Origin of the sequence: Laedolimicola sp. (assembly GCF_051972735.1) — a bacterium.
Classification (GTDB): domain Bacteria; phylum Bacillota; class Clostridia; order Lachnospirales; family Lachnospiraceae; genus Laedolimicola; species Laedolimicola intestinihominis.
The window spans coordinates 1-7,816 of record NZ_JBOKYU010000067.1 but is presented as its reverse complement, the minus strand read 5'-3'; the positions used below and the strand labels follow the sequence as shown (position 1 = coordinate 7,816).

General features: G+C 51.6%; 8 protein-coding genes. All 8 read right to left on the bottom strand.

Going from position 1 to position 7,816, the window contains the following annotated elements; translation table 11 throughout:
- Positions 1–328: hypothetical protein (locus ACTRC3_RS11115; protein ID WP_440323115.1), on the bottom strand; the 328-nt coding region annotated here is incomplete at its 3' end.
- Positions 329–332: 4 nt separating this feature from the next.
- A complete protein-coding gene (locus ACTRC3_RS11110; RefSeq protein ID WP_440323114.1) occupies positions 333–1,880 on the bottom strand; it encodes a YifB family Mg chelatase-like AAA ATPase in 1,548 nt (515 codons plus the stop codon).
- Between the two features lie 212 nt (positions 1,881–2,092).
- On the bottom strand, positions 2,093–4,054 hold the full coding sequence (locus ACTRC3_RS11105) for a clostripain-related cysteine peptidase (RefSeq protein ID WP_440323113.1): 1,962 nt from the start codon (positions 4,052–4,054) through the stop codon (positions 2,093–2,095).
- A complete protein-coding gene (locus ACTRC3_RS11100) occupies positions 4,051–4,869 on the bottom strand; it encodes a hypothetical protein (RefSeq protein ID WP_440323112.1) in 819 nt (272 codons plus the stop codon). Before ACTRC3_RS11100 ends, ACTRC3_RS11105 begins: the two co-directional genes overlap by 4 nt.
- A 13-nt stretch (positions 4,870–4,882) precedes the next feature.
- Positions 4,883–5,401, bottom strand: a complete 519-nt coding sequence (locus ACTRC3_RS11095; RefSeq protein WP_440323111.1) for a LemA family protein — start codon at positions 5,399–5,401, stop codon at positions 4,883–4,885.
- A gap of 88 nt (positions 5,402–5,489) precedes the next feature.
- Positions 5,490–6,056, bottom strand: coding sequence for an isomerase (locus ACTRC3_RS11090; protein ID WP_440323110.1), 567 nt, complete (start codon positions 6,054–6,056; stop codon positions 5,490–5,492).
- Positions 6,057–6,185: 129 nt separating this feature from the next.
- Positions 6,186–6,920, bottom strand: a complete 735-nt coding sequence (locus ACTRC3_RS11085; RefSeq protein WP_440323109.1) for a LytR/AlgR family response regulator transcription factor — start codon at positions 6,918–6,920, stop codon at positions 6,186–6,188.
- 77 nt (positions 6,921–6,997) lie between these two features.
- Positions 6,998–7,576, bottom strand: coding sequence for an RNA polymerase sporulation sigma factor SigK (sigK, locus tag ACTRC3_RS11080; RefSeq protein WP_440323108.1), 579 nt, complete (start codon positions 7,574–7,576; stop codon positions 6,998–7,000).
- Between the last annotated feature and the right edge of the window lie 240 nt (positions 7,577–7,816).

Below are 7,816 nucleotides of genomic sequence, written 5' to 3'. Positions count from 1 at the left end.
CCTCAGGAAGCTTTCCCCGGACAAAGAGACCGCAGGGCGCGTCCGGAATTGTGCCGAGCCGCTTGGGATAGCGGGGATCTTCGATACTTAAAAAGGTAAGATTAAGCCGCTGCAGGCGCTCCGCTTCCCGGTTAAAGTCCCATTTTTTCCGGTTTACGGCCAGTATCGTCAGTTTCTCCTGATTCGAGGGAAAACTTTCCGTCAGCTCCTGTTCTTTGCTGTGAAAAACCCGCTCAGGCGTTCCATATTTTTCCAGCAATTTATGTTCCAGGCCGGGAGCGTAAAAGAGGCTGCTGCAAAACCACTGCCAGTAATTTTTCTCTGCCATCCTTCTATATCCCCTTCATCCATAAATTCCGATCGGGCGGCCTGTATCCCAACGCCTCCAATATATGCCTTTCTTCTATCTGTTCTTTTCCTTCCAAATCCGCAATGGTTCTGGCCACCCGGACAATCCTATGATATGCCCGGGCGCTTAAATTTAATGCATCAAAGGCGTCCCCCAACAGTTCTTTTTCCTTTTTCCCAAGCCCACAGTATTTTTCTGTATCGCCTGCGCCAATCTGGGCGTTGAATCGTGCCTTCAACCCCAGGTAACGCTCTTTTTGTATCTCATGGGCCTGCTCCACCCGAGTGCGAATCTCCGCCGTGGATTCCTCCTTTCCGGTCTGCTGCAGGGCGTCGAACCCCACCGGAGAAACATTGGCGCAGATGTCGATCCGATCTAACAAAGGCTGAGACAGCTTTCCCAGATATCGAATCACATCCCGCTGGGCGCAGCAGCAGCGGTTCCGGTCCGGATAATAACCGCAGGCGCAGGGATTCATGGCCGCCACCAGCATGAAATCCGCCGGAAATGTATAGGTTCCCGCCGTTCGGCTGATACAGATCCGCTTCTCCTCCAGAGGCTGGCGCAAAATCTCCAGGGCAGCCCGGCGAAATTCCGGCAGCTCATCTAAAAAAAGGATTCCTTTGGAGCTCAGGGATACTTCCCCCGGTCCGGGGATCCGACCGCCGCCAGCCAGGGCCTCCGCCGTGGTGGTGTGATGGGGTGAACGGAAGGGACGCTTTAAAAGCAGAGACCCCCGCTCCGGCAGCAATCCCGCGATACTGTAAATTTTTGTAATCTCCAGGCTTTCTTCCAGGGACAGTCTTGGCAGAATTCCCGGAATCCGCCGGGCAATCATGGTTTTACCAGAGCCTGGCGGACCAATCATCAGAAAATTGTGCATGCCCGCGGCTGCGATTTCCGCCGCCCGCTTCACTTCTGTCTGTCCATATATCTGGGCAAAATCCTCCTGTCCTTCACTTTCCGCCGCCTGTTCTGAGAACAGTGCGTCCACATCTACAACCGTCTTTCCGGCCTGTTCCGGATGTTGTAAGATTTCTATTAATTCCTTAAGCTTTGACACACCCACAACTTCCATATCCCGAAATACCGCTCCCTCACGGGCATTCACAGCAGGAACGATACAGCGACGAAGCCCCAGTTTTTTGGCCTTTTCCACCAGTGCCAGCACGCCGGAGACACCCAGTACCTGACCGCTCAGGCTTAACTCGCCCACAATCATCAAGCCATCCAGATTTCCGGCAGGAATCTTCTCCATTGCTCCCAAAACTGCGGCAGCCACTGCCAAGTCAAACCTGGAACCTTCCTTTCGGATGCTGGCCGGGGCCAGATTCACAGTAATACGCTTCGTCGGAAGCGGATAACCGGTATTGCGCAGGGCCGTCCGCACCCGATCTGCCGCTTCCCGCACCTCCGACGCCAGATAGCCCACCATCAGAAAGCCCGGCATACCTTCGCTTACATCTGCCTCCACACGAACCGGATAGCCCTCCACGCCGCCGATGGCCGCCGATAAAACCTTACAAAACAAAAGATTTCCTCCACTTCTTCCCCTTTATTCTCTTTTTCTTCTGTAATATATGGAAACCCCCGGAGACTTCCGGAACAATCTGAGAAAAGCATATCGCATTTTCGAAAAAAAATCTGCTGTTTTATTCTTTTTTTATTTTTTTCGGCAATGTTCACAACCTGTTTCACACAAAAGGAACGGCTGCGCTGCCGCGCCGCCGCCCTTCTCTCTGCTTATTCGTATACGGTTGTCGTAATTTCGCCCCCTGCACAGTCAAAGAAAACCGCGTCAGAGTACGCGTAATTGTCCATGGCGTCACGCATCTCATAAACCATGGAATAAGAGCCGTCCGGCAGTTCCATTTCACCAAAGGCTGTGTCCGCTGTCACCGTGAAGGTATCCGCTGTATAAGCCTCGAATTCATCCTCGCCGCTGACGCTGGCCATATACCAGATGGTGGTCAGCTCATCACCCTCTTCCAGCAGACGCAGCTCCTTGTCTGCCATGCCGCTGTCGTCGATACCCTGGCGCGCGCCCAGGATACTCCACTCCTCGGCATTGAAATCGTATACTACCTGAAGGTTATAAGCCTCACCGTTCAGAAGAACCGGTACGGCATACAGATTGTAATCTTCACTCTCGTAGCTTAACTCCATATAAGCCAGATTGCCGTCGATGCTTCCCCAGACATTGCGGAAATTGTCGTAAAAGATACCGTTGTCCCAATCTGCTTCCATATCATTATCCGTACCCAGAAGCAGCATCATGTCATTTCCCTCATCCACATAATAGAGAGAGAAGCCGATGCCCGCCAGGATATCATTGGCCTCCGGTCCCAGGGTCAGATAGGATACGCCGTCCCCGTTCACTTCCAGCGCTTTGCCGTCCCAGTCCACACTCAGCAGATTTTCCACGGTCGGAAGTTCCGTGAAATCCATATCAGCAATGTATTCCATACCCGAATCATCCAACTCGCCGGTCAGCTCATAAGCATAGAAATATTTGAAAGCAAGACCTGCTCCTACGCCTGCGTAACCGTTGAAATCATTGACATCACCATTGTAGGAATAGTAACAGGAAAGACCGGTCGCCTCACTGCGGTACTGGCCGCCCACCTGATAAAGCACACACGCATCCAGGGCGTCCAGCACACTCTGGGCGGATCCAAGCATGCCGGAGCTTTGGCGGGCCATATGGCCCAGATCCACCATATTCGTATAACCCTGCTCCTTGGTATTTCCACCATAATTCTCGCTCTGGGAAGCCGCACGGGCAAACTGGGAGAAAAAGGCCGGATCGGTGCAGGCCGCGGACAGCGCCTCCGCGCCAAAGGTCTCATAAGCCTTAAGAAGCGGGCCTACCCTGGATAAATCTGTCAGAGAAAGCGTCGTATTATCCTGGGTTCCTACTTCCTCGCAGCCGGCATAATAGGCGTCGCAAATGATTTTTCCAAGTTCTTCTCCGTCCATATCCGGATTTTCTGCCAAGGCTCCTACCCACTGAGAATAATACCAGCCATTGGCTGGCTCTGTCTCTTCGGAAGCCACCAGGTAATGTGCCAGATCGGAAAACGTGTTGGCCACATCCACGGTCGCCATCAGGCAGGTATCAAATCCAACCAGCTCCAGCGGCTGCTCCTCTTCCGAAGGCTCCCAGACGCTGGAAAATGCCGCGTACATCTCATCCAGAGTTAGTGAGTCATAACCATAAATTTCATCAAAAGAAGCGCCGGACACCGAGCCGCCGCCGTGATTCCAGAATACCACTGCCGTCTTTTCCGCCGGGTAATTGGTCTCCGCAAAGCTTAAGAAATCCGCCAGAGTCTCTGCGTCTCCCATGCTGGCAGCGGGCTGCTCGTCCACCAGATTCAGGCCCTCGCTGTTATAGACCCATCGCTGCAGCTTGGACGCGTCCACCACATCGTTCTGCCACTCACTGGCACCGCCGGTTTCAATGACCACATTTACATTTTCCGGCAGCTCTACCTCCATCAGTTCTGCCAGATCGCCGGTAGCAAAGCCGCCGCCCGACTCCAGATCACTTCCGCACAGATACCAGTAGATGGACCAGGTTCCTTCTTCGCCGGAAGCTGCACTTACAGATGGAGAAGCCGCTTCCTCTTCGTCACCGCCACAGGCGCACAGGGACGCTGCCATGACGCAGGACAAAAACAGTGCTATCCATTTTTTCTTCATACCCAGTCCTCCTTTGCCTCCGGATTCATCATTTTCATCAGCTTCTTCGCCATCGTATGAAGCTTCTTTTCCTTCTTTTCGTATTTCTCGATATATTCCTCCACGCTGGGATCGTCCCGATCGAAGGACGGGCCATCCACCTTCCACTGCATCTTGCTCCAGTAGGGGTGCTGAAGATTCAGCGTTACCTTGAACTGGCGGACCGGCCCTTTGGTATCGAAGGTGGGACGATCGAGAGTTGTCAGCCGTTTCGGTTCATTGCCGATAACCGTGGGCATGGGACTGCCGCTGCGGGTATGCTGGCGTACCGCGGCATCCTGGCGCTGCAGCATCCATTCAAATTCCTGGCGTTGCAGCTGGAACTGCTCGATCAAATTCGACATGGCGCGTACTCTGTCCGGCGCGTCGCTCTCATGGCATTTCAGATTTTCCTTTCCACTGGCATAGATGGCGGTGCTGTCCTCCTTAATGGTAAAGGACTTGATTGCTGACACTTCGAACACCAACGCCCGCTCGTCATCCCGCAGACGCAGCAGCCGGTGATCCGTATCCAAAAGCAGACTTCCGCCGCCGAAGCCGAAATCGTAACGCCAGGTCTCATTGAAGGTGTCCCGCAGCGTCTGATTCTGATCATAGAACGTCAGATATTGCCGAAACCGCTCCAGATTCATTTCATTTACTGCGCCGTCCGGCAGATCAATTTTCTTATCACATTCCTTACAGATGGGCATATCCTCGATTTTCGTCGGAAGCAGACGTGGGGTCGGATTGCCGCAGATGGGGCACACTTTTTTGTGGTTGCTGAATAATCCCATAATATTCCTCCTGTTATCTCATTTCCAGATACGCTTTTTTCTGAAAATGCAACAATCTGGCCGCCACATTCATCGGAAACGGCCTTATACTCTGATTAAATTTCGATACCGTATCATTGTAAATCAATGTGCTGGTCTGAAGCATTTTTCCATAGCTATCCAATGCGTTCAGATAATTTCGACAGTTTTTATTTTCCTGCACAGCCGGGCAGTGCTCCACTGCCTCCAACAAAATCCGCTGTGCTTCCGAAAGCAAAGCGCCCTGTTCGGCTACGTCAGCAGGCTCCGTCTCCGCCGTCACAGTGCGCCGTTTTTCCTGAAGCCATCTCTCCGTCTTCCGCAGTTCTTCTCCATGCGGCTGCAACAGCTCCAGTAAGGCAATCGTTGCCTCATAACGGGAGAATAACTGCACTCCGATCTGGCCCATGGCATTTTTTATATTTTCATCCATTGCCGTCAGTCTGCGCTGTGCTGAGATTATCCAACCCACCAGCAGTATCAGCAGCAAACCCACTATCATTCCTGTTTTCATAGTTCCCGTTACCCTGCTTTTCCAAGTGACCAGTCCATAAAAACGGCGGGTGCGGACCATGCCGCATCCGCCGTTCGGATTTCTGTTTTTACTGCATGAAATACAGTCCGTTGTAACCGGTTGTATCAGAAAGGGCAATCATGACAACGCTGCCGTCATCCTGCTGAGCAAATGCGCAATAATACTTCAGCTCACTGCCATTGTTATCAAAGTATACGCCGTATCCGGTGCTGTCTGCCTCATAGGTGCCGTCCATTTCTCCGCCACCCTGTACCATCTTTGCGGTACCATCCGCATTGAACACGAAATCAAGCTGTCCGCCGTACTGCTCCAGAGATTCTGCGATTTCCTCGTCCGTCAGCTCCTCGCCGTCAATGCAGCCGCCTGTAAAGCTCCAGGTGGTATCTGCCACATCTACCGGCTCAGTCATCATATCAATGCTCCACAGGGGGCCGTCATCGCCTTCTGCGAATTCCACATCCTCTGCTGCAGTCTCATCTGTAGCTTCCTCGGTATCCTCTGTCGCCTCTTCGGTATCTGCAGTCTCCTCAGTCGCTGTTGCATCAGCCTCTGTCGCATCGTCAGAACCTCCGCAGGCTGCCAGAGACAGAACCAACATGGTACCTAAAATCATTGCTAACACTTTCTTCTTCATAATAAATTCTCCTTTATCCTCTTTTTTACGGCCCCGCCGCTTTCTGATTGTAGGATACCGAATTTTCCATAAAAAAGGAGCGATTCGACATGAATCGCCCCAAATCTGCATTCAATCTTCCTAAGGCTTTTATACCACAATTCCCTGCCGCTCAAAGGCATATTCCAGGTACCGGGTTTTGATATCGGAATATTTTCCATGGGGGATGGGAATTTCTTCCTGATTCTGCATGACAATACTTTTCGATGAAAGAGTCCGGATGTAATCCATATTGATCAGATAGGAGCGATGTGGCCGCAGAAAATTCTCATATATGGCCAGCTGTCCCGCCAAATCGTCCAACTTTCCCTGACTTTCCAGTGTCCGGCCATCCTCCATACAGAACAACAGTGTCCGGCCCATAACCTCGCAGCAAATCAGTTTTTCCAGTTCTATCCGTGTGATTCCGGTCTTGCAGCGCATGATCAGACTCCGCTGTTCCGCCTTTTTGCACTCGGCAATCACTGAATCCATCAACCGGTAAAAGCTCTCCGCCCATATGGGCTTCAACTGATAAAAGTACGCGCCTACGGTATAGGATTCCACTGCGAATTCCGCTGAGGAAGTCAGGAAAATAATCTTAACCGCCGTATCAAATTCCCGTATTTCCCTGGCCGCCTCCATTCCGGTCTGTCCCGGCATCAGCACATCCAGAAACAGGATGTCGAAACGCAGCCCCTTTTCCATATCTGCCAAAAGCTCCAGCGGGCTTTGGTAAGCCGTGTACACAAGCTCTCTATTCTTTTCTACCCGATAGTGATCCAGTAAGACCTGAAGCTCCTTCAATACCGATAAATCATCATCACAAAAACCTATCTTCAACATAACCGGCGCTGCTCTCCTCTTTTGTACTTTTCGTGCTGTCGCTTCTATTATAAACTGGACATCTTTGACAAATCAAGTCATTCCTCAGGAAAATATTCCCGCAGCTTCAAGAGCGCGTTTTTTTCTATCCGGCTGATATAGGAACGGGAGATTCCAAGCTTCGCCGCCACCTCTCGCTGGGTATATTCCCGCCCATTATAAAGGCCGTAGCGCATGACCAGCACCGTCCGTTCCCGTTCCGTCAAAATTTTCTTGAGCAATGCGTAAAGCTTCCGGCTGTCCTCTTTCAGACAGACCCTGGAAAACGCGTCCCGCTCGCTGCTCTCCATGATGTCCAGCAGATGAATTTCATTTCCCTCTTTGTCCGTGCCGATGGGATCATAATAGGAAGTTTCCCGGGCGGTTTTCTTTTTGGAGCGGAAGTACATCAGGAGCTCATTCTCCACACACCGTGCCGCGTAGGTTGCAAGCCTTGACCCCTTCCCGCTGTCGAAGGTCGTCACAGCCTTGATAAGCCCGATGGTCCCGATGGATATCAGATCCTCCGTCTCTTCCCCTGTGCCCTGGTATTTTTTTACAATATGTGCCACCAGCCGGAGATTGCGCTCCACCAGAACGTCCCGCGCCTGCCCATCGCCCTCTTTCAGCCTCTGCAAGTAATACTGCTCCTCTTCTGCCTCTAATGGTTGCGGAAACGTCTTCAAAAAAGGCACCTCACAGGCGGATTTATCTTATCTTATGATAAATCCGACTGTGAAGTGCCTTTCCCAGTTGATTTGGGCCAGTACGATTTATTTTCTTTGAGAAATTAGCCCCATCAAGGTTATTCCACTTTTCTATCTTCCATTCTGTATCATCCGTAAAAGTTTTTCAAAAGACTGGGCAAAGCGTATATC

Excerpts from the sequence above, each read along its gene's own strand:
- ACTRC3_RS11105 (WP_440323113.1), bottom strand. The coding sequence starts at position 4,054 with ATGAAGAAAAAATGGATAGCACTGTTTTTGTCCTGCGTCATGGCAGCG.
- ACTRC3_RS11085 (WP_440323109.1), bottom strand. The coding sequence starts at position 6,920 with ATGTTGAAGATAGGTTTTTGTGATGATGATTTATCGGTATTGAAGGAG.
- ACTRC3_RS11095 (WP_440323111.1), bottom strand. The coding sequence starts at position 5,401 with ATGAAAACAGGAATGATAGTGGGTTTGCTGCTGATACTGCTGGTGGGT.
- ACTRC3_RS11100 (WP_440323112.1), bottom strand. The coding sequence starts at position 4,869 with ATGGGATTATTCAGCAACCACAAAAAAGTGTGCCCCATCTGCGGCAAT.
- ACTRC3_RS11090 (WP_440323110.1), bottom strand. The coding sequence starts at position 6,056 with ATGAAGAAGAAAGTGTTAGCAATGATTTTAGGTACCATGTTGGTTCTG.